At 42.7% G+C, this 20,333-nt stretch carries 18 protein-coding genes, 1 tRNA gene and 1 pseudogene; 10 read left to right on the top strand and 10 right to left on the bottom strand.

Features of this window, described 5'->3' with window-relative positions:
• Positions 1–58 precede the first annotated feature (58 nt).
• Positions 59–913, top strand: a pseudogene (locus tag ACM0OX_RS07090) (CHAT domain-containing protein); the annotation flags it as partial.
• A 294-nt stretch (positions 914–1,207) separates the two neighbouring features.
• Here ACM0OX_RS07090 and ACM0OX_RS07085 read toward each other — a convergent pair.
• From ACM0OX_RS07085 to ACM0OX_RS07075, 3 genes are all read right to left on the bottom strand, one after another.
• The gene (locus tag ACM0OX_RS07085; RefSeq protein WP_094350113.1) at positions 1,208–1,552 is read right to left on the bottom strand and encodes a DUF1815 family protein; all 345 of its coding nucleotides are present in this window, start codon (positions 1,550–1,552) and stop codon (positions 1,208–1,210) included.
• Positions 1,553–2,583: 1,031 nt separating this feature from the next.
• Positions 2,584–2,799, bottom strand: coding sequence for a DUF2839 domain-containing protein (locus tag ACM0OX_RS07080; RefSeq protein WP_289796446.1), 216 nt, complete (start codon positions 2,797–2,799; stop codon positions 2,584–2,586).
• A 167-nt stretch (positions 2,800–2,966) separates the two neighbouring features.
• A complete protein-coding gene (locus ACM0OX_RS07075; protein WP_414514203.1) occupies positions 2,967–4,562 on the bottom strand; it encodes a helicase C-terminal domain-containing protein in 1,596 nt (531 codons plus the stop codon).
• A gap of 146 nt (positions 4,563–4,708) precedes the next feature.
• Here ACM0OX_RS07075 and ACM0OX_RS07070 point away from each other — a divergent pair, with 146 nt between their 5' ends.
• Positions 4,709–5,671: a M48 family metallopeptidase gene (locus ACM0OX_RS07070; protein WP_322711212.1), complete on the top strand. Its 963-nt coding sequence runs from the start codon at positions 4,709–4,711 to the stop codon at positions 5,669–5,671.
• A gap of 109 nt (positions 5,672–5,780) precedes the next feature.
• Here ACM0OX_RS07070 and ACM0OX_RS07065 read toward each other — a convergent pair whose 3' ends face one another.
• Positions 5,781–6,659 carry a lysostaphin resistance A-like protein gene (locus tag ACM0OX_RS07065; RefSeq protein WP_414514201.1) on the bottom strand — a complete coding sequence of 293 codons (879 nt, stop codon included), beginning with the start codon at positions 6,657–6,659 and terminating at the stop codon, positions 5,781–5,783.
• Between the two features lie 164 nt (positions 6,660–6,823).
• Complete coding sequence (locus tag ACM0OX_RS07060; protein WP_094350106.1) at positions 6,824–7,261, bottom strand: AbrB family transcriptional regulator; 438 nt, start codon at positions 7,259–7,261, stop codon at positions 6,824–6,826.
• Positions 7,262–7,409: 148 nt separating this feature from the next.
• On the opposite strand from ACM0OX_RS07060, the gene ACM0OX_RS07055 reads away from it, so the two are divergent.
• Together ACM0OX_RS07055 and ACM0OX_RS07050 are read left to right on the top strand one after the other, a co-directional pair.
• Positions 7,410–7,571 carry a hypothetical protein gene (locus tag ACM0OX_RS07055; RefSeq protein WP_292738549.1) on the top strand — a complete coding sequence of 54 codons (162 nt, stop codon included), beginning with the start codon at positions 7,410–7,412 and terminating at the stop codon, positions 7,569–7,571.
• A gap of 1,161 nt (positions 7,572–8,732) precedes the next feature.
• A complete protein-coding gene (locus tag ACM0OX_RS07050; RefSeq protein WP_414514212.1) occupies positions 8,733–9,737 on the top strand; it encodes a succinate dehydrogenase/fumarate reductase iron-sulfur subunit in 1,005 nt (334 codons plus the stop codon).
• 92 nt (positions 9,738–9,829) lie between these two features.
• Here the strand turns inward: ACM0OX_RS07050 and ACM0OX_RS07045 are convergent, their stop codons facing one another.
• The 4 genes from ACM0OX_RS07045 to psbX form a co-directional block, all read right to left on the bottom strand.
• Entirely contained in the window at positions 9,830–10,354 is a 525-nt protein-coding gene (locus tag ACM0OX_RS07045; protein WP_335131343.1) for a Tol biopolymer transporter periplasmic protein, read from the bottom strand.
• A gap of 96 nt (positions 10,355–10,450) precedes the next feature.
• A complete protein-coding gene (locus tag ACM0OX_RS07040; RefSeq protein WP_094350103.1) occupies positions 10,451–11,011 on the bottom strand; it encodes a TolB family protein in 561 nt (186 codons plus the stop codon).
• Positions 11,012–11,058: 47 nt separating this feature from the next.
• Positions 11,059–11,979, bottom strand: coding sequence for a Ycf66 family protein (locus tag ACM0OX_RS07035; RefSeq protein WP_334897736.1), 921 nt, complete (start codon positions 11,977–11,979; stop codon positions 11,059–11,061).
• A gap of 247 nt (positions 11,980–12,226) precedes the next feature.
• Positions 12,227–12,346, bottom strand: a complete 120-nt coding sequence (psbX, locus tag ACM0OX_RS07030; RefSeq protein WP_099100805.1) for a photosystem II reaction center X protein — start codon at positions 12,344–12,346, stop codon at positions 12,227–12,229.
• A 307-nt stretch (positions 12,347–12,653) separates the two neighbouring features.
• Between psbX and ACM0OX_RS07025 the strand changes: the two genes are divergently transcribed.
• On the top strand, positions 12,654–12,947 hold the full coding sequence (locus tag ACM0OX_RS07025) for a YggT family protein (RefSeq protein WP_414514198.1): 294 nt from the start codon (positions 12,654–12,656) through the stop codon (positions 12,945–12,947).
• A gap of 76 nt (positions 12,948–13,023) precedes the next feature.
• On the opposite strand, the gene accC is transcribed toward ACM0OX_RS07025, so the two are convergent.
• The gene (gene accC / locus ACM0OX_RS07020; protein WP_335157530.1) at positions 13,024–14,367 is read right to left on the bottom strand and encodes an acetyl-CoA carboxylase biotin carboxylase subunit; all 1,344 of its coding nucleotides are present in this window, start codon (positions 14,365–14,367) and stop codon (positions 13,024–13,026) included.
• Positions 14,368–14,832: 465 nt separating this feature from the next.
• Here accC and ACM0OX_RS07015 point away from each other — a divergent pair.
• From ACM0OX_RS07015 to ccsB, 5 genes are all read left to right on the top strand, one after another.
• Positions 14,833–14,913 (top strand) — tRNA-Leu (locus ACM0OX_RS07015).
• A 198-nt stretch (positions 14,914–15,111) separates the two neighbouring features.
• The gene (locus tag ACM0OX_RS07010) at positions 15,112–15,735 is read left to right on the top strand and encodes a chorismate lyase (protein ID WP_414514196.1); all 624 of its coding nucleotides are present in this window, start codon (positions 15,112–15,114) and stop codon (positions 15,733–15,735) included.
• A 398-nt stretch (positions 15,736–16,133) separates the two neighbouring features.
• Positions 16,134–16,697, top strand: coding sequence for a Uma2 family endonuclease (locus ACM0OX_RS07005; RefSeq protein ID WP_334836443.1), 564 nt, complete (start codon positions 16,134–16,136; stop codon positions 16,695–16,697).
• A 555-nt stretch (positions 16,698–17,252) separates the two neighbouring features.
• A complete protein-coding gene (locus ACM0OX_RS07000; protein ID WP_414514194.1) occupies positions 17,253–19,022 on the top strand; it encodes a DUF3352 domain-containing protein in 1,770 nt (589 codons plus the stop codon).
• Positions 19,023–19,191: 169 nt separating this feature from the next.
• A complete protein-coding gene (gene ccsB, locus ACM0OX_RS06995; protein WP_414514192.1) occupies positions 19,192–20,253 on the top strand; it encodes a c-type cytochrome biogenesis protein CcsB in 1,062 nt (353 codons plus the stop codon).
• The last annotated feature ends 80 nt before the right edge of the window (positions 20,254–20,333 follow it).

Genomic DNA, 20,333 nt, shown 5'->3' with positions numbered 1-20,333 from the left:
GGATCTGAATAACTAGTCAACCCTTAAAATTGCTTTTTTATGACTTTTTCAGCAACCCCTAATTAAACCGATAGAGAAAGACTTGAAGCTATCTGGTACGCAAACTCTGATTTACGCTCCAGACGATCGGTTACGCTACATTCCTTTAACTGCTTTATATGATGGCAAACAATGGCTAGTGCAGCGTTTCAATGTAAATCACATTACATCTGCTAGTCTGACTAACTTAAACACCCCAAAACAATCTACTTTGCGGGTTTTAGCGGGTGCTTTTACTAAAGGTAATTATCAAATTAAAGTTGGTAATCGACAGGTTGCTTTTGCTGGCTTACCCTTTGCAACGCTGGAGGTGGAAAGTCTAGCAGCTGCGGTTCCTGAAACTACGAAGCTTTTAGACGATGCCTTTACCCCTAGAGTCGCTGTACCCCAAATGGATGATTATACAATTGTCCATTTAGCGACTCATGCAGCTTTTGTGGTGGGTAAACCAGAAGATTCGTTTATTTTATTCGGGAATGGCGATCGCGTTAATTTTAGAAATGTCGCCACTTGGTCACTCCCCAATGTCGATTTGGTAGTGTTGAGCGCCTGTGAAACCGGCTTGGGAGGCAAGTTAGGTAACGGTGAGGAAATTTTGGGCTTTGGCTATCAGATGCAAGAAACCGGCGCTAGAGCCGCGATCGCCTCTTTGTGGTCTGTAGATGATGGTGGTACGCAAGCACTCATGAGTGCATTTTATGGCATTCTCTCCACTGAGAAGCTGACCAAAACTGAAGCTTTACGCCAAGCTCAAATCTCATTAATTACTGGAAACTGGAAGGAAATAAGTCATAATGCACCCGTAGCAGCAGTTAATGACTTTAGTCATCCGTACTATTGGGCACCCTTTATTTTAATTGGCAATGGACTTTAGATATTCGCGCAGTGTCTAGTAGAGAAGTTATCGCGTTTTGATGAAATTATGGCAAAAGAAGAGCGCTCAACTAATTAACCTCTGACTTTGCTGTGTTTTAACACCTTCTAGCTAGAGGCTGAAAATTTGGCTCATGAGATTTTGGCAGATACAAAAAAATATGCAATGGGCCAGCCATAGCCAATCACTTCATGATAATGGAGAAATAGGTAAGCGCGATCGCTAACTAAACCACTATTACTGATTAACAGTTACCGTTAATCAATTTCTAATTTGCTATCGATCTCTGAAACCTTAATACTTCTTGGCAAGAGTTTTAGAGCCTGTATCACTTTGCATAGATTGCTTGACAAGATCGGCCAGTTCATCTAATTGGCTAATTGCCTCCGCACCCTCTAGCTTCATTAATTCGCGGTCATCCCGCATTTCCGTCCAAGTGATGCCGTAATCGGACACTAAAAATCGAATCAGATGGTTATCACCCAAGCTAACCATAAACGATGCACTATTCATTTGGTCGCCACAGGTATAGCAAGACGCAGGATAACCACGCCGCTCTAATACAATCGCCAAGGCTTGCAGGTTCATTACTAAGTCTTGGACGAATTGTCGATGTTGATGTGCTAGTCTCAGAAACACTTTTGTCCTCCAGACACCACAGTAATTTGAGTTTCTTTTATATTTTCTTTAGATTTTCTCACCCATTGGTATTGTAAACTATTCATTACAATTACCAGACAGATGATATTGAGTCGTTAATTGACTACCTTGTTTAGGGTAGTGGATCGGGGTTTTGAGAGCCGTATCAAACTATTCAGTTTGCAAATTCAAAATTTCGGACAGAATTGCTAAATTTAACCATATCTTTATACACCTCTGTCAGAGTAGATTCTTAGAGTAAGCGATCCGCTTTAAGGGTAACTTAAATTTAGCACTAGTCAACTACAGAAAAGCTACATATTTGGTTTATATTGGCTATGTGCAGTCAAATACACTGTTATTAGAGGTCAGAATGTAGTTTTACATCGTTATAGTGTCTCTTGCTTAAATTTTTAATCTGTTCTCTTTCTAACGTAGATTTTGGTATAGACAAATGATTAGTTATACCAAATTCGTTCCTCCTATATATGTAAAGTTAAGAAGATGACAGTGCAAATTATAGATTAAGTATTTGCCAGAGAAGAAATGCAATACTTTATACAAATCCGACGTAATTAGTAGAGAAATTTGAGTGTAGAATCGACAATGGAAAAACTTAATACTGACGATACCTAAACTCAGCAGAACAATGTTGCCATTTAGGCAATATTTCCAGGTATTTTCGGATTATTTTTAAAAAGCTGTACGAACCAAAACACGATAATTTAGAAGGATTCTTATCTTAGTTTGGTTTTGCCAAATTTCATGAATATATAATATATTTCGATTATCTATCCCAAGAGAGTAATTATTTTTTATTAATAACTCAGTTAACTAATTCGTAATTAGTCATAACGCTCTATACGAGAGGCTGCGCCTAGCTTGCTTCCCATAGGGGTACACAAACTCGCTACCCTTGCGCTAACGTAATTCGTAATGATTGGCGAAACAGTGGCGCGTAATTGTCTTTCTTTGTGGGATTGAATTAGTTGGAGTCGAGATATCCAACTAATTCAATTATGAATTCAGAATTAATAGACTACTTGCCACCAACCGAAAGCTGGGCCGATAAAACGGATTGTTGCCCATCCTACAACCATGAGACCAATGCCTATCCAAGCACCACGAGTCGTCCAAGCGACAAATTGTTCGCCTTGAGTTTTTGTGATTGGAACCCAAGACAAGATCCGAGTCTCTTGACCGTATGTTTCCCCTAGTGTGGTTTTACGACGCTTTGCTTCACCCATAATCAGCAACTCAAATTCTACTTAGGTTCTAAATTTATTTTGCCAGGAATCATGCCTACAGAAAGGCAATGAATCGCATCACCTTCTATAAGCTGATAATAGTGCTTGCTTTTAGACGATCGCGCTTTGGTTGACAAAATTTAAATTGGGCAACTGGTAACTGAACTTTAGGCAGAATTTTCTTCCTCGGTATTGGAAAACAGGCTGGGATCGAGATAGTTAATGCGTGCCAGAGGACTTAAAGCTGCGAGAATTTGAGCGCCGTAGCTGCGGTTAACTACACGACTATCAAGCAAAGCTACAATCCCTTGACTTTCTCGTACTGGAGCGATCGCCCGTTGTAATTCATTTAAAGCTGCTGGCAACAAGTATAAACGGAACCAATCTTGATGCGATCGCTTATAAAGAGCTACCCTACCAGCTACCAGAGGATTTTCTAAAGATGGTAGGGGTAACGTAGCAATGATTAACAGATGGGGTGCTGGCAAGACTCGTTGATGTTCTCGCCAAAATTCCCAACCGCTAATCAAAATACCATTTTCATCTAAACAAGTTTTTTCTACTTGCACCCGCGAACCAAACTCTGAGGCTAGAATTGTCGCCACTTGAGCCTTTAGTGGTACATCTCCCACCAAAACAACCGTTAATCCTGGCGCTGTCGCACTTAGACAAACTAGTGTGCGGACTTTGTGAATAAAGGCCGCTTGAAATTCTGGTGTGTTAGGTAGAGGCAACTTATAGGGTACATACAGTTGAATTGCTTCCGCTTGACTCTCCGAAGAGAACTTCAGGCAAGTTAAATCGTCCAAACCCAGGCGCTGGTGAAAAAGGGGAGCCTCAGTTTCCGGTTCGATAGCGCTACCAATTAAAACTACTGGTTGTCGCTGCCAAATCGGCGAGAGTATTTCCCCTAATTCCATTGGGGCGTAGTGCAAAGAAAATAAACCTTGTCGATGGGCAATAGTCGCCCAGAAGAGAGGAGGGGGAGATAAGGGAGTAGGGGAGGCAGGGGGAGATGAGGGAGCAGGGGAGAAAAGATTTTCGTTGAGAGTTTGAAATTGTTGCCAGAAGTGTTTCCAAGGTTCTGGCAGTGCTTGTACTGACTCTAAAGCCAAATACAGGCGACTCAAAATTTCTATTTCTGGCTGGGAAATTAGATAGCACTGATATGGATTAGCAGGATGCTGAAAAAGTTCGTGTGTTAGTTGTATCCGTGCTTCGCGAATTGCCTCAGCTTGGTTGGGACAAGCTAGCATGAGTTGATCCCAATCATCGGGTTGAATATCTTGGGTAAGTTGATGACGCACCCAGTCTTCGAGATCGTCTACCCCATCAATAATTGTGGGGATGCCTTGGGGAAAGCGTGAGCCACCAGCCAATTGTCCTTTTAACCAAGCTTCTGGGGAAGTCAATAGTAGCCCTTGGAACTCAGCATCAGGCCAAGCATCACCTGTCCTAATCGATTTATTGGTTGGTAGCCACTGCTGTAGCCGGGGAATTTCCACCCGCAGTAGAAGTTGCTGCACTGTTTCTTGAGCAACAATAATTACAGGGCCATGCCACATCAGGGCTGATGCTACGAAACTAGTACGATACCGCCCTTGATAGCCACTCACTGCCCCTACTTGAATTAGGGCGCTACGTCCCAGGCGCAAGGCGCGTGCTACCAACCGTGCCATCGTCAAATGATGGGGCCAGGAAGGGAACCCCGCTTGCGATCGCAAAAAGTTATGTAGTGACAAATGAACTTCTGCCTCAATCACACGCTTTCAATTCCATACAAAGTGACTTTTACTTCCAATTGCCCCATTTCTATTATCTTGTTATTTGTCATTTGTCATTTGTCAGTTGTCCTTTGCTAATGACCAATGACTAATGACCAATGACCAATTACCCAATACCCTAAATTATGCCAACTTACACAGGAATTTCCAGCGAAGCCTTCAGGCATCCACTAGATCGCCAAGCCGAGCAAGCTTTACGAAATTTACCAGGATTTGATTTAATCGCTCGTAAATTTGTGGAATTTATCTACGAACGCCCTCAATTAGTCTATCTAATGGGTAACAGCATCCAAGTCGGGCCGCGTCAATATTCCACTATTTACCAGATGTTTCGGGAATGCGTCCGAGATTTGGACATTTACCCAGAACCAACACTGTTTGTCTCGCAAAATCCCCAAGCAAATAGCTATGCATTGGGGCAAGAGAATCCTTACATAGTCATAAATACAGGGATACTAGACTTACTAGACGAAGCCGAGATGAGGACGGTGCTAGCCCATGAGCTGGGGCATATTAAATGTGGTCATACCATTTTAATTCAAATGGCGATGTGGGCGATGAGTGCTGCTTCGGCCTTGGGAGAATTGACCTTTGGCATCGGTAATATTGTCACCCAAGGCTTGATTTACGCCTTTTTTGAGTGGCGGCGCAAAGCCGAGTTATCGTCAGATCGCGCGGCACTACTAGTAATGGATGACTTGAATCCTGTGATGTCAACCATGATGAAACTCTCTGGCGGTAGTAACAAATATGCCAATGAATGTAGTTTACAAGAGTTTATCAAGCAGTCAGAAAATTATCAGGCATTGGATGAGGATGGACTGAATCAGATATATAAATTCTTGATCTACAATGGCGCTCAGGGTATGATGTTGAGCCATCCTTTCCCTGTTGAACGCTTGCATTACTTACGGTCATGGGCAGTATCTGAAGAATACCAGCAAATTCGCCGAGGAAATTATCAGCGATCGCCTGCTTCTGGCTCGGTAAATGTTTCAGCAGAATCTTCCGAAAATCAAACAGAAATTTTACGCCGCCAAATTGAAGAATTACAACGAGAAATCGACAGAATCCGAAGGTCTGAGTAGTTTTGAGTACTAAATAAAGATTAGTAGGGTGGAATAGTGCCTACTAAATCGTTGGATTTAGATCCCCGACTTCTTCAAGAAGCCGGGGATCTGCGTTAAGTACATCTCTCTATGGGAAATTAAAATACTTAGGAAAGAACCAGATAATTACTCCAGTTCCCAATACACAAATAATTCCCGCCAAGCCAGCCAGGGGTTTTTTATTTTTACCTGTGAACCAGTCAGAGACAATACCAGTGTAATTAATTAGTTCTGCTGTATCTATGGTAGCGATCGCCCATACCCATCCCGCGTGCAATCCCCAAGCTAAACCCAAATTACCACTTGTAGCAAAGCGTGCTAACACCAGTACCATTCCCATCAGCCATAATCCAAGAAGTTGGGGTGCAGTTTCGCGTTGCTCCCAAATCAGGTGTAAAAAGGCAAAAATCAAGCTAGAAATTGCTGCTGCTACCCAAACTGGGTAATCCTGCGCTAATTCTGTGAACAGGAAACCGCGAAAAACTAACTCTTCTATCCCACCGACTAATAACGCTATCAAGAAAATCGGTAGCAAGATGGGTAGTAGTAACTTGAAATTCGACTTTTCAAAAGAACACCAACCTAACCAGAATTGCCCACTAAATACAATAGCTAGACTTAGCACTCCTAAACTAAAACCTAGTGCTAAAAAACCAAGAGTTGAAAAATTGCCAACAAAGCCGTAATCTGAAAAAGATTTATTAGTCAACCAAGCAACTCCCCAGAGGATCGGGGGAGCTAATAGGTAAAGTGACACCAATAACGGCATTTTTTGCTCTGGCTGTAAAGGTTTAGGAGGTTGCCAATTAAGCAATATTGCTGATACTGTTGCTACTGGCAACCAGCAAACTATCCAGAAAACAAAAAATGCCGTCACTATAACTAGTGGCGGTGCATTTTCTATAAACGCCAGTAAGGCGTTGACTGAAGACTCAAAGAAAGTTATCAAAATAAACAAAAAAAACACGATAGACTTCTTGCATTATAGATTTCTTGCTGATTAATCAAGACTCTACTAAATTTGGTGAATTCTGCAAGGGGTCTAATCGTATTTTTTACTTGGCTACCAATTGGCTGTCGGGGTAAGGACAAGTGATCATCAACTGAAACTTATCCCTACCATCAGCAAATTTACTCTTCGTCTTCCAAATCTTCGTCTGATTCGTCAGAATCTATATCTTGTGAGGTTAGTTTTTTATCGCTTTCACCTAGTTGAATCAGGTGAATATGTTTGTATCCCAACCTAATTTCAAACTCATCTCCAGCCTTCAAGCCCATTGCTTTGGTATATGTAGCACCAATTACAATCTGACCATTTTGATGGACACTAACCCGATATGTCGGTTCGCGACCACGACCATCTTTAGGTGCTTCTGGACTTAGAGGAATTCCCCTAGCAGATAGCAAAGCGTCATAAAAATCGGTGAGATTGACACGAACTTGGTTATTCTTAGTAACAGTGTAATAGCCGCACTGTTTAGCTCTTTCTCGGCGTGGTAATGTGGAAAGTTCTTTTACTTTAGCAAGTAGTGCTTTTCCAGTTAATGGCGCGGTTGCAGTTTCAGTCATTATGCTCAAATTTTCCTTACTCTCTCCAAACTGATAAACTATGTAGTCTTATGCCAGCATTTAATTTTTTAGCATTTGCATAGAGCTACTGAAGACCCTAATGTAACGGGTGAATTGCTGCCGATAGGAGCCAAAAGCACTTCTATATATGGTTGTCCACAACCAACTAGAGGCCATAGTTGCCACAGACATTAATTTTGGTGATGTTACGGCACTTTTAACCATTATTCGCCATCAGAAAGAAAACTATTTTCTTCTTTGGCGCTACTGTAGCGGTGTAACTTTCAGCCACCTTTACAAATGGGGTTAGGTTCTACTGCAAATAAGTCGTAGACCCAAAAAATTGCAGGTTTTTCACTTTCAGTGCTTGCCTTTCTTGGCAATGAGCAAGTAGAGTTTTCTCCACTCGTCCTTTCAAGCTTAGGACAGCATAGTATTTCAATAGAGTCCTACGGGCATACACCCTTTTGTCCTACCAGTAGAGACGCGAATTTTTTTGTCTCTACATTACGAATCAACAAAGCAGTAGTAACCGCGCTGATACGGCTATTGATTCTGGTTTTGCTACTTCGTAATTTTATATTAAATACTAGCATGGACTAATAATAGCAAAATAGTTGTTTAATTTTGAATTAAAGTTGCTGGTAAATTTTTATTTAAATTCCTGGACTAAAAGAAGAAAAAAGCAGTGACGATTTTCTTAACCCTTTATTGCAAGCGTGAGCATTGCTATCTGGCTTTTATAAAAATTTATATAATTTAGACGAGCAGTTTTGACCAATGAGTTCAATCCCATATTTTATTGATTGAGAGCAAGCCAAAAAGCGAAAAGTCTCTCACCTCCGGGTTTCGCGGTGCTCTAACTTTTCTTTGCAAGTGGTGGGGATTTTTCTTCGGTTTATTATCTTCAGGTCAAAAGCAGTCAGAGGATTTTGCACGTCTGTCTATGGGAAGAACAAATCTCTTAACATCTGCCTAGTGCTTGATTGCCACTACTATATATTAAACATGGGCTTTCACACTTCTATATAATCAAAAAATTCCACCTTCGCTACCAATTGACGAAATTTTACTGTCAGGACTGCTTGACTCAAGTTGACATCAAGACATGTTGCTAACTTCACATACATTTCATTTGGATACGATCGCTAGGTCAAAGATCAAGTTAAGTTACTTTTTAAGCAAACCCTCTTTCCTTTACATTCCCAAACAGGGAAATTTAATGCAAAGCTGCGATTACATTTTTGGCGTTTTAACTCAGAATTTGACGGAAATCTTGCCTACAACGCTACTACAAGTAAAATTTTAATGGTTATCCTTAAACTAGAATCAGTAGCCCTTGAATCGTCAGCCTATTAACACTAGGTTTTGAATTAGGGGCGAAAAAGCATAACTCACTTTTCGCAACTACCTGCTTTGACTCATGATTGTTGAGGCTGGTGAAGTAATTTTAAAATTTTGGTTAGTAGTTATGGAAGTTATTTTTAAGGTCATTCGACAGCAACAAAATTCCTCCCCTGTTGTGCAAACCTACCTTGTGGAAGCCGAACCAGGTAATACAATCTTGGATTGCCTCAATCATATTAAGTGGGAGCAAGATGGAACTTTGGCATTTCGCAAAAATTGCCGCAATACTATTTGTGGTAGCTGTGCTATGCGAATTAATGGGCGTTCGGCTTTAGCTTGTAAAGAAAATGTTGGGAGTGAACTTGCCAGATTACAACAAATACCATCATCCCCAAGTAAAGTAAATGCTATTGCTGAAATCACGATCGCGCCTCTTGGCAATATGCCCGTGATTAAAGATTTGGTTGTAGATATGAGCAGCTTTTGGAATAATCTAGAGGCAGTTGCCCCTTATGTGAGTACGGCAGCACGACAAGTACCAGAAAGAGAATTTTTGCAAACACCACAAGAGCGATCGCGTCTCGATCAAACTGGTAACTGTATTATGTGCGGTGCTTGTTACTCTGAATGCAACGCTCGTGAAGTTAATCCAGACTTTGTAGGCCCCCATGCCCTTGCCAAAGCTTACCGAATGGTAGCAGACTCCCGCGATAGCGATACCGAAAATCGTTTAGCAAGCTACAACGAAGGTACTAAAGGCGTATGGGGTTGCACCCGTTGTTTGTACTGCGATTCAGTTTGTCCAATGGAAGTTGCACCATTAGAACAAATCACCAAAGTTAAACAAGAAATTCTCACCCAAAAACAAGCCAGCGATAGTCGCTCAATTCGTCACCGGAAAGTATTGGTAGATTTAGTTAAAGAAGGTGGTTGGATTGATGAACGTCAATTTGGTGTACAAGTAGTCGGTAATTATTTTCGGGATTTGAAAGGATTACTCAGTCTTGCACCCCTCGGTTTGCGGATGATTCTTCGGGGTAAGTTTCCTCTATCATTTGAAGCTTCAGAGGGTACAGAACAAGTGCGATCGCTTATTGAATCTGTGCAACAAGTAGAAAACAAAAGTTAGAGGTGAGAGTTAGAAGTAAAAGTTAGGAGTTATGAGTTAGGAGTTAGGAATTTTTAACTCATAACTCCTCACTTCTAACTCCTAACTTTAGTTCAACGCGGTTCTTGAGGTATATTCAACGGTTGTCCGTAACGGTCATATACTAAAACATCCCACTGACCATTATTACTAGACTCAAAAGCGATTCTGCTACCATCAGCGCTAATTGTAGGGTTGCGGACTTCGGCTTGCAGGTTGTTGGTCAAATTCCGCGATTGGCGTGTTTCTCTGTCGTAGAGAAAAATAGCCGATCGCCCCTGACGGCTAGCAGCAAACACAATATAACGACCATCTTGTGAAACGCTCGGATGATTTGCGATCGCATCAAAGGAATTTAAACCTGGCAAATCAACCAAATCACGAGTTACCGTATCAAACATATAAACATCTTGGCTACCGCGTCGGTCAGTAATAAAAACAATGTATCTCCCAGAAATTTGGGGGTTTAATTCCGACGCTAAACTATTGAGACTCCGACCCCCTGGATCAAAGGGATAACTCAAAAGGCGAGGGTAGCCAAAACACCCAGTCAATAAACTTAAACAGAAAAATACAGGTATAAAAAAAACACGTTTCATATAATTAGTCATTAGTAATTAGTCAATAGTCTCACAACTCCTAACTCCTAACTCCTAACTCCTAACTCCTAACTCCTAACTCCTAACTCCTAACTTCTACGGAGGTGAACCCACAGTTGCACCGTTGGGAATATCTAACTCAATATTTGGCCCCCGGTCTAGGACTTCAATATCCCACTGACCACGAGTGGCGGTTTCAAAGACAACATAACGTCCATCTGGACTGATATTTGGTTTTCTAACCCAGCCGCGATAAATTGGTGTGACAATTTGCGACTGTTGCGTAGCGCGATCGTAAAGTGCCACTACAGGTCTACCTTGATCGCTAGTAAGATAAGAAATATAACGCCCGGTGTAGCTCAAACTTGGACTTTCGGCAATTGTCTCCTGTCGGTTTATCCCCGGAGTGCCAATAAACACTTGCCTCTCCAAATCGTACACTAGTAGCTGCTGATTACCATTGCGATTAGATACAAACGCTAAAAAGCGCCCATTTCCACTCAAAGCAGGTTGCTCTTCGGTGTAGCGACTGTTAAGAGAAGTAGGCCCTATGGGAATATCGTTAGTACCACAAGATACAAGCAAACTTGTTAAACCAAAAACCAGGCTCCAATGAATTGGTCTTTGGAGCCAAAATGTAGGCGTAAATTTTTCCACCTCAACTGTTTTCCGTCGCCTCTAAACTTACTTGCACGCCAACTGTTTTAAATATCATCATCAAAATCGGTCAAATTATCTGGCCCCTCATTTGGTTTTTCCATTGGGCTGTATGGCACATAATCAGTTGGGATCGCATCATCATCTTCGCGCGGTCTTCGAGGAGTTGAGTCAGCCGGCGGACGACGCCTTCTCGGTCTGGGAGAAACATCATCTTCACGACTTTCGGGACGCTGTGACCCGTTATTACTACGGCGAGAAGGTTTTCTAACTTCCCCACCCGAACTTTCCCAATCATCAACTTGCCTAGATGAAGAACCCCAATTTTCATCTTCAGAGCTTTCAGAAGGGCGATTCACGGGACGACCAGAAGTCCGCCGACGCGTTCTATCAGATGGAGCCTGTCTTTCACTACTACTGTTGTTGCGGCGTTCTGTGCGACGGGGGGGTTGTTCCTCGTAGTAGTCATCACGAGTTGAAATCTCATCTCTGCTACCGCGAATGCGGGCACGCACTGGGCGTTCTTCCTCGTCTTCATAAGGCAATGGATCTAAGTCTGCCTCCATCTCAGCCCCATACCTCTTGCGGTTGCGGTTCATTGAATAATTTCCGCTTACCTCTCGCTCATCGTCCACAATCGGAGTATTACGCTTTGCTTGCTGGGTAGCTATACTCCGCAAGCGAATACTTTCAACTGCAAAAAACACAGTTGTACCAACTAAAAGCAATTGACCAAATTGTAAAATCGGGTCAAGCCGCCATCCTTGAAAGACAAGAATGAAGCCGCAAAGCAAGCCGACTGCTGCAAAAAAGATATCTTGATCTCGTGACAATTCTGGGCGCACAGTGCGGAGAAAATACAGTGCTGCCCCAGCCACAGCCAGGAAAATTCCTAGAATACTGGCTGAATTTGCCCCAAAATTTACCTGAGCCAGAAAACTGGCTGAGTTCAGCCCAAAATTTATCATTGCTGTTTTCCCAATATCAAATCTATGTTAGCGAGTCACAATTAAAATCACTACTCTAATTAGTCACGATATATTGAAGCTTCAAAGCCTCTGGCAAAGAAGCTCTGAAGCTATTCACCGAAAAGTAAAAACACCTATGTCTGTCATCTATAACTGCCACCAGCCGCAGTTTATGCTGCTTTTGGTGCAATTAAGTAGATAGCTGACAGACAATCGATTACGAGAGTTAAATTAACTCTCATAAGCATTATGAACGCTGTATTTTATCTTTTTGGCTAATGAAAACTAGACCAACTGTAACGGGTATTACAACAATTGCTGTACCCCATAGCAGACTCCAAAGAAAATTTGCTAAAGAAGGCGTCATACTTCTCAACCTTTTTTTACACAGTTCATCCTAATTTTAATAGTGTATTACTTTCTTGAGAAGCCTCTAACTCTGAACTGCTAAACTTGGTAACTGCTTTCAGCATTTGTTGAGTTAACCACGTAGGCGAGTTCACTTTTCTATTTCAGAAGGAAGTGACAGCATTTGGTTAAAATAACGATCGGAGTGCTTTACAAAGCTTAAAACTTGTTAGCGATGTCTACGATGGGCTAATCGGCGTCGCAAAATGCACATAGCCGTTCCCTAAGTTTTTTCTTTCTTTACAGATAGATAGTACCTGAAACCGATGATTGGTGTTAACCTGACTGCTTGGATTCTTGGCCCTCTGTTAGGGGTGATGACATTCTTATTTATATTTCGTATCATTCTCACTTGGTATCCGCAAGTGGATCTGAATCGTTTGCCCTTTAATTTAATAGCTTGGCCCACTGAGCCATTTTTAATCCCGTTGCGAAAGCTGGTGCAACCTATAGGTGGGGTAGACATTACACCTATTATTTGGGTTGGTATCTTTAGTCTCCTGCGAGAAATTCTACTAGGTCAACAAGGATTGCTGACTATGCTATCTCGTATTAATTAGGGTACAGGTTACAGGGGACAGGTTATAGGTTATAACCCTTACCCTGTAACCTATACCCTGTAACCTTCTCACTCCCTTAACCGTTCATTTCCTGCACAAAATTTGTATAGACGTTACCCTGTAAAAACTGTGGAGTTTCCATAATTTTTTGATGAAACCCGATGGTGGTAGGTAATCCAGTAATGGCACATTCTCTCAGTGCACGTTTCATCCGGTTAATCGCAGTGGGTCGGTCTGGTGCCCAAACAATTAACTTGCCGATCAAGGAATCGTAGTAGGGCGGGATTTGGTAATCTGTGTAAACGTGGGAATCAATCCGCACACCAGGCCCTCCAGGGGGCAGATAGCTACTGATCCGTCCAGGAGAAGGGCGAAAGTCATGGTCGGGATCTTCAGCGTTGATTCGGCATTCGATCGCATGACCTCGTAATACTACTTGGTCTTGGGTCAACTTGAGTCTTTCACCTTGAGCAATGCGAATTTGTTCGGCAACTAAGTCAATCCCAGTAATCATCTCTGTTACAGGATGTTCTACTTGAATCCGGGTGTTCATTTCCATAAAGTAGAATTTACCGGATCTATCCAAGAGAAACTCAATAGTACCCGCCCCACTGTAGTTAATAAATTGGGCAGCTTTGACAGCAGCTTGTCCCATTTTCTCACGTAGGTCTTGGTCGAGAGCCGGACTAGGAGCTTCTTCTAACAGCTTTTGATTCCGGCGCTGAATTGAACAATCCCGTTCACCCAAGTGGATGACATTACCGTAGTTATCCGCCAAAATTTGAAATTCGATGTGGCGGGGACGTTCAATAAATTTTTCTATGTAAACGCCAGAATTCCCGAAAGCTGCTCCTGCTTCGCCTTGGGCTGCGAGAAAAAGTTTCACAAATTCGTCTTCAGAACGAACTAAGCGCATACCCCGTCCACCGCCACCTGCTGTAGCTTTGATCATCACTGGATAGCCGATATCCTTGGCGAATCCTAATCCTTCTTGCTCGGATTCTACCAATCCCTCAGTACCTGGTACCGTCGGTACGCCAGCTTTTTGCATGGTTTCTTTGGCAGTGGATTTATCGCCCATCCGTCTCATAGCTTCTGGAGTTGGGCCGATAAAAGCAATATGATGGTCGGCACAGATTTCCGCAAACCGGGCATTTTCTGCCAAAAAACCATAGCCTGGATGAATGGCTGTAGCATTGCGCGTCAGTGCAGCAGCAATAATATTGGGAATATTCAAATAACTTTTACTGCTAGCAGGTTCGCCAATGCAAACTGCTTCATCAGCAAGTTGGACGTGCAGAGCATTACGGTCAACGGTGGAGTGAACCGCAACTGTGGCAATTCCCATTTCTTCACAGGCGCGGAGAATGCGAAGGGCGATTTCTCCCCGATTGGCAATTAATATTTTGTCAAACTTCATTTTTTAGTTTCGATATCATTACCAGTAGATTGACATTTTCCCCGATCCAACTTGAAACAACGCTTCCGCATTATTTCAAATTATTGCAGGAGATTCGCCACCCTGATCCTAAGCAAACTTGCATATTGCAGGCTTGCTGCCTCTACGGGTCTTACTACACTAACAACATTGCTGCTGTAAGTCTTGGCTAGACTACCAAGCTGGACTTTTGCATAGGCGTAGCCCGTCGTAGACATCGCCTACCGCAGACGGATACGCGATGGCTACGCCCGCCGCAGGCATCGCACCCCGCCGAACACAGTCGCTCTAGTAGCTCTAACCCTTTTCAATATCACTTGTACAACTGCTAAATTTCTGTCAGTCTGATACCGCCTGGAGAAAATTTATATTTTTGAGCAGCTGAATTTAGATATCAACTTACTATAATTATTTTCTTATGCTATAGTCTATTCTTAGAGAAACCATGCGGATGTGGCGGAATTGGTATACGCGCACGCTTGAGGTGCGTGTGGCTTTGCCTTGGGAGTTCGAGTCTCCCCATCCGCATTTTTGCTTGTTTAAGCATAGGGTCAATAGTCATAGGTCAAAAAACCTTAGACTATTGACCCTTAAATATTTAAGTTTGTAGTGAAGACTTTAGTCCTTTTGGGAACCACTCAGTGCTTACTACATATTAAGCATTGCCTTGTCAAAGTACTAGTTTTTTATGCTTTTATAGAAATAGGTGAAGTTTTGTAAAAAGCATTGACTATTTCTTTTCCGCCAACAAACAACTTAACACTGCCACCAGCTTGGCATCGCCTCACTCCGATTTGGCAAGGAGGGGAGGAAATAATTCAACAAAGTTTACCTCACACTCAGCTAGCACCTGCATGGCAGCTAATGCTTTTGGGTGACGGCTCTCCAACACGTCACTTAGAATTGCTCACAGGCGAGGCTGTAGAAGTAGATGTTATTGATATGTCATTGATTGGCATCGACTTGGATGCTGCTCCTGAGTTAATCCAAGCTGTCCCAGAACCGCGATTACGACGACAAGTATGGCTGCGTACCGCTTCTGGTCAAAGATTAGCCTATGCTACTTCGTGGTGGGAAGCCAGTCATGTCGATGAGTACTTACAAAACCGTTCATTGCCAATTTGGGCAAGTTTAGCTCGTCTTCGCACAGAATTGTATCGGGATGTTCGAGGAATTTACTACGGTGACTCATTGGCACTAGAGTCCGGTTTTGGTGTAGCTGGGCCTTTTTGGGGTCGCCACTACTTGTTTTGGCATCATGGACAGCCACTGACATTAATTTATGAAGTTTTTTCACCTTATTTAACCAAATATTTGGGCCCTATGCAATTAAATTCCAAAAATCAGTAAGAAGCCATGATGTAGACCGATCGCTATCGAGTAAAACTAAGTAGCTGAAATCATGCAATGAAATTATCAAAGGAACGTTGAATTATTGTTGCAGCGATCGCTTCTGGTAGTAGTGCCGTTAAACTAATGAGTTTTCGGTGATGGCTTGCCGTTGTTTAGCGATCGCATCCTCTTTAAAATAGAGTCATTCCCCAAGATAAACTATGATTCAACTCAAAACCCAACTCACCCTCAAAGAATTTCTCGCATTTCCCGAAGGTGATATCACCAAATCAAACGCGATACTGATAGTTTAGAAGATTCATTATTTGAAGGGCTACAAATTACACCTCAATAAATCTTCCAACAAGCAATAATTTCCTACTGATGTTAGCAAGAAAGACGCGAGGAAAGGTTTAATGAATACTGTTGTGCTAAATCTAGAACCGATTGCTCATTTAACCGATGAGCAATTTTATCAATTGTGTATTGCCAATCGTGATGTCAGCCTGGAAATGAACGCATCTGGAGAATTAATAATTGTGCCACCAGTAGGAGGAGAAAGCGGAAATCAAGAAGCAGATTTAATTACAGACTTAAATAATTGGAATCGTCAAGCTAAATTAGGGAAAGTTTTTAGTTCTTCAACTATCTTTATACTTCCCAACGGTGCAAAACGTTCTCCTGATGCTGCTTGGGTAAAATTGGAGCGGTGGGAAGCTTTAACACCAGAACAACGAAAAAAATTTCCGCCACTTGTACCCGACTTTGTGATTGAACTGCGTTCGGACACAGATCGCCTTGCACCAATTCAAGAAAAAATGCAGGAATACATTCAAAATGGTCTGCGCTTGGGTTGGCTGATTAATCCTCAAGATCGCCAAGTTGAAATTTACCGACTTTTAAAAGCTGTAGAAGTTGTACAAATGCCAGCGATTGTTTCTGGAGAGGATATATTACCTGGGTTTGAGTTGCAAGTATAGGTGGGCGATCGCTACTGAGCAAAGACAAGTAGCTCAAATTGGCTTGCAGCTTTGTCCAGGTCCCCCTTTTTAAGGGGAGCCAGTGCGGTCTTGGGGGTTTCCCCCATGAGCAACTGGCGTGGATTTAGGGGGATCTAAAATTTTTGATACCGACAAGAGGACTTTTCAAACATCCTCTTAAGGAGAATTGAGAGAAATCGCTAAAACAATTACAATACCTAGAGTTTTCTGATTGTATATAATTTCTGTAACTCCGAAAAAAATGTTATATTCCCTGAATTGCTTGAAATAACAGATTTACTTGTGGAAACTTTCCGACAGAGGAATTAATCTCAGGGAAACATCCTACGAAATTCAACAAAGCGTGTTAAAAATGGTAACTGAGCCAAAAACATAGCTTTTAAAAGACTACGGAAAGTTGATTATCGAAGTACCATCAGCATCTAGGGTAGAAAAATTTAATATAATTAACTGCTCTAAAGAATGGGTAATACTGTTGGTGTACTTGACTAATCAAGCAAGTAATAAGTTTGCAAGTATAAGGTACAGGTTTCAATGGCACCGCCTCTTGTGTCTGTTCAGATGAAGAAAAATAAGAAACCGTCTCTGGTGCTGACGCTCTCGGCTGCTGGGTTATTGATTGGTGCGGGGAGTGTGGCCTACTGGTTGTTAGCCCAGAGACAAATATCTTCTAGCGATTTGCTAGTAGGTGCAAATATTATTCCTGGTGATGCCCTGTTTGCGGTTTCCTTAACAACAGATCCCCAGCAGTGGCAGAAATTGCGGCAGTTTGGGACAAAAGAAACCCAAACAGAACTGGACAAAAATTTAGTCCAGTTACGCGATCGCTTTCTGACTAATAATGGTTACGACTTCCAAAAAGATATCGCTCCTTGGGTAGGCGATGACATGACGATCGCAATTCTTGCCCCAACTACAGGGAATAAACCTGCACCCAAACCAGTTACCACTAATGAAGATGCTGCTAGCGATCAGCAGTCGATGGTAATGGTATTGCCAGTAAAAAATTCAGAAATCGCCAAAAGCATTTTGGCACAACCCAAAACCCTTAAACAAGGCAAATGGAGTGATCGTACTTATCAAGGGATCGCCATCAAACAAAGTGAGGGACAAGCAGGGCAAAACTTCTCGGCTGCATTACTAGATGGGCGTTTTGTAGTCATCACTGATAGTCCCAAAGCCACAGAACGAGCAATCGATGCTTACAAAAATAAAACATCTCTAGCTACAACAGGGGGCTTTGCTGAGAATTTCCCGAAAATTGCCAATTATCAACCCTTTGCCCAGTTTTATGTAAATGTGCCAACAGCAGCGAAAATAGCCGCAGCTTCTCCAAACCGCCCTTTACCTGCTCAAGTTTTGGCTCAACTGCAAAATAACCAAGGTTTAGCAGGGACAATAAACTTAGAGTCAGAAGGAATCCGCTTCAAGGGCGTTTCTTGGTTAAATCCTAATAGTCAACGTGTACTGGTGGTGGAAAACAAAGCTGGGAAAATGCAAAGCCGCATACCAGCCGAAACCTTAATGATGCTGACTGGTGGTAACTTACAGAGGTTGTGGAGAGACTATGTTTTAACATCTCAGGGAAATCCTCTATCACCGATCGCACCAGAACAGATTAGAGGTGGTGTAAAATCTCTTACCGATCTCGATTTGGAGAAGGATTTGCTTAGTTGGATGAAAGGGGAGTTTTCCTTATCAGTAATTCCTGCTACTCCAAAAGAAGGTTCACCAAATGATTTTCGTGCGGGTTTGCTGTTCATGGTACAGACAAGCGATGCCTACGGCGGGCAAAGCCTACGCAAATCAGCCGAAACATCCATCAGTAAGCTGGATGAAGTGATGAAAAATCAATACCAGTTCCAAGTGCAACCGGGGAAAGTCGCAGGTCAATCCGTTGTTAACTGGGTATCACCTTATGGTACATTAACTGCCACCCACGGTTGGTTAGATGGAGATGTCGCCTTCTTGGTAGTGGGCGCTCCGATCGCGGATAAAATTGTTCCCAAACCTAACTACACACTAGCTGGCACTCTTCCCTTCCAACAAACAGTTCCTACAGAACCCAATCCGACGAATGGTCAATTTTTCCTGGATGTGGAACGAACTGTGAAAAATTTCCCTTTACCAACTCTAATTCCCAATCAACAAACTTTGCTAGATGCAACGCGCTCAATTGGCATGACATCTGCCGTCAGCGACAATCGCAGTAACCGTTACGATATTTTTATCGAACTTAAAAAAGTTACTAACGCGACTACATTGCCTAGTCCAGAAGGGAGTAAGAGTAACTCTGTTAGATAGGGAGTGGGCAGGGGAGCAGGGGAGCAGAGGAGAAGTTACAGTAAGTTTTTCCCCTCTGCACCTCTGCCTCTTGTGCCCAATCCCCAATGCCCCATTCCCGATTCCCCTTTAAACATATAGGATCAAAGTCAGAATCGATATTTTAAATCATCCACGGAGAGAAGACTTTATGAATTTGGTTGTACTCCAGAACTGGCTGGACAATGCGTCCTTTGCCATATTATTCCTGACAATGCTGGTGTATTGGGGAGGAGCGGCTTTTCCGAATCTGCCTTATCTAGCCGCTTTGGGGACAGCTGGAATGGCGATCGCAAATTTGGGCATTGCGACTCTATTAGGGGCACGATGGATCGAAGCTGGTTACTTTCCCTTAAGTAATCTCTATGAATCTCTGTTTTTCTTAACTTGGGGAATTACCGCCGTCCATCTAATTGCCGAAAATAGTAGCCGTAGCCGCTTAGTAGGAGTTGCGACAGCTCCGGTGGCAATGGCTATTACTGCTTTTGCTACGATGACACTACCATCTCAAATGCAAGCGTCAGAACCGCTAGTACCTGCCTTGAAGTCAAATTGGCTGATGATGCACGTCAGCGTCATGATGTTGAGTTATTCTGCTTTGATGGTGGGTTCGTTATTAGCGATCGCTTTCTTAATTGTCACTCGCGGTCAAAATATTCAACTACAAGGTAGTTCTGTTGGTACTGGTGGCTATCGCAGCAACGGCTACCGCTTGCACAAAGCCACTGAACTAATTTCTCAACCACCAACCCCTGCTGTTGAAAATAACGGCTTTGCCCGTTTTGAAACTAGTAGCAACGGCAACGGTAACGGTAACACTGCTGTTTTGAATTTAGTAACTACCCCTGAATCTCCAGCAGTTGCATCTGCTGAACCTCTTTCACCCCAGCGCCTTAGCCTTGCTGAAACCCTCGACAACATCAGCTATCGCATCATCGGACTAGGATTTCCCCTGCTGACAATTGGCATCATAGCCGGTGGCGTTTGGGCTAACGAAGCCTGGGGTTCCTACTGGAGTTGGGATCCGAAAGAAACTTGGGCATTAATCACCTGGTTAGTGTTCGCCGCCTACCTCCACGCCAGAATTACTCGCGGTTGGCAAGGGCGCAGTCCCGCAATTTTAGCCTCCACTGGTTTGCTTGTGGTTTGGGTTTGCTATCTCGGTGTAAATCTTTTGGGTAAAGGTTTGCATTCTTACGGTTGGTTTTTCTAAGAGCCTCACTAAGACAGTACTGAGTGTTGAGTATTTTAGTTTTACTCATAACTCAGCACTTAGTAATATCTCGCGTAAAA

This window comes from Nostoc sp. PCC 9305, assembly GCF_963920915.1.
GTDB lineage: Bacteria > Cyanobacteriota > Cyanobacteriia > Cyanobacteriales > Nostocaceae > Nostoc.
This window is presented reverse-complemented; position numbering and strand designations above follow the sequence as displayed.

Bases quoted from the DNA above. Each gene is read 5' to 3' on its own strand.
- ACM0OX_RS07080 (WP_289796446.1), bottom strand. From the start codon at position 2,799: ATGGGTGAAGCAAAGCGTCGTAAAACCACACTAGGGGAAACATACGGT.
- ACM0OX_RS07070 (WP_322711212.1), top strand. From the start codon at position 4,709: ATGCCAACTTACACAGGAATTTCCAGCGAAGCCTTCAGGCATCCACTA.
- ACM0OX_RS07060 (WP_094350106.1), bottom strand. From the start codon at position 7,261: ATGACTGAAACTGCAACCGCGCCATTAACTGGAAAAGCACTACTTGCT.
- ACM0OX_RS07055 (WP_292738549.1), top strand. From the start codon at position 7,410: ATGGTTGTCCACAACCAACTAGAGGCCATAGTTGCCACAGACATTAAT.
- ACM0OX_RS07050 (WP_414514212.1), top strand. From the start codon at position 8,733: ATGGAAGTTATTTTTAAGGTCATTCGACAGCAACAAAATTCCTCCCCT.
- ACM0OX_RS07045 (WP_335131343.1), bottom strand. From the start codon at position 10,354: ATGAAACGTGTTTTTTTTATACCTGTATTTTTCTGTTTAAGTTTATTG.
- ACM0OX_RS07035 (WP_334897736.1), bottom strand. From the start codon at position 11,979: ATGATAAATTTTGGGCTGAACTCAGCCAGTTTTCTGGCTCAGGTAAAT.
- psbX (WP_099100805.1), bottom strand. From the start codon at position 12,346: ATGACGCCTTCTTTAGCAAATTTTCTTTGGAGTCTGCTATGGGGTACA.
- ACM0OX_RS07025 (WP_414514198.1), top strand. From the start codon at position 12,654: ATGATTGGTGTTAACCTGACTGCTTGGATTCTTGGCCCTCTGTTAGGG.
- accC (WP_335157530.1), bottom strand. From the start codon at position 14,367: ATGAAGTTTGACAAAATATTAATTGCCAATCGGGGAGAAATCGCCCTT.
- ACM0OX_RS07005 (WP_334836443.1), top strand. From the start codon at position 16,134: ATGAATACTGTTGTGCTAAATCTAGAACCGATTGCTCATTTAACCGAT.
- ACM0OX_RS07000 (WP_414514194.1), top strand. From the start codon at position 17,253: ATGGCACCGCCTCTTGTGTCTGTTCAGATGAAGAAAAATAAGAAACCG.
- ccsB (WP_414514192.1), top strand. From the start codon at position 19,192: ATGAATTTGGTTGTACTCCAGAACTGGCTGGACAATGCGTCCTTTGCC.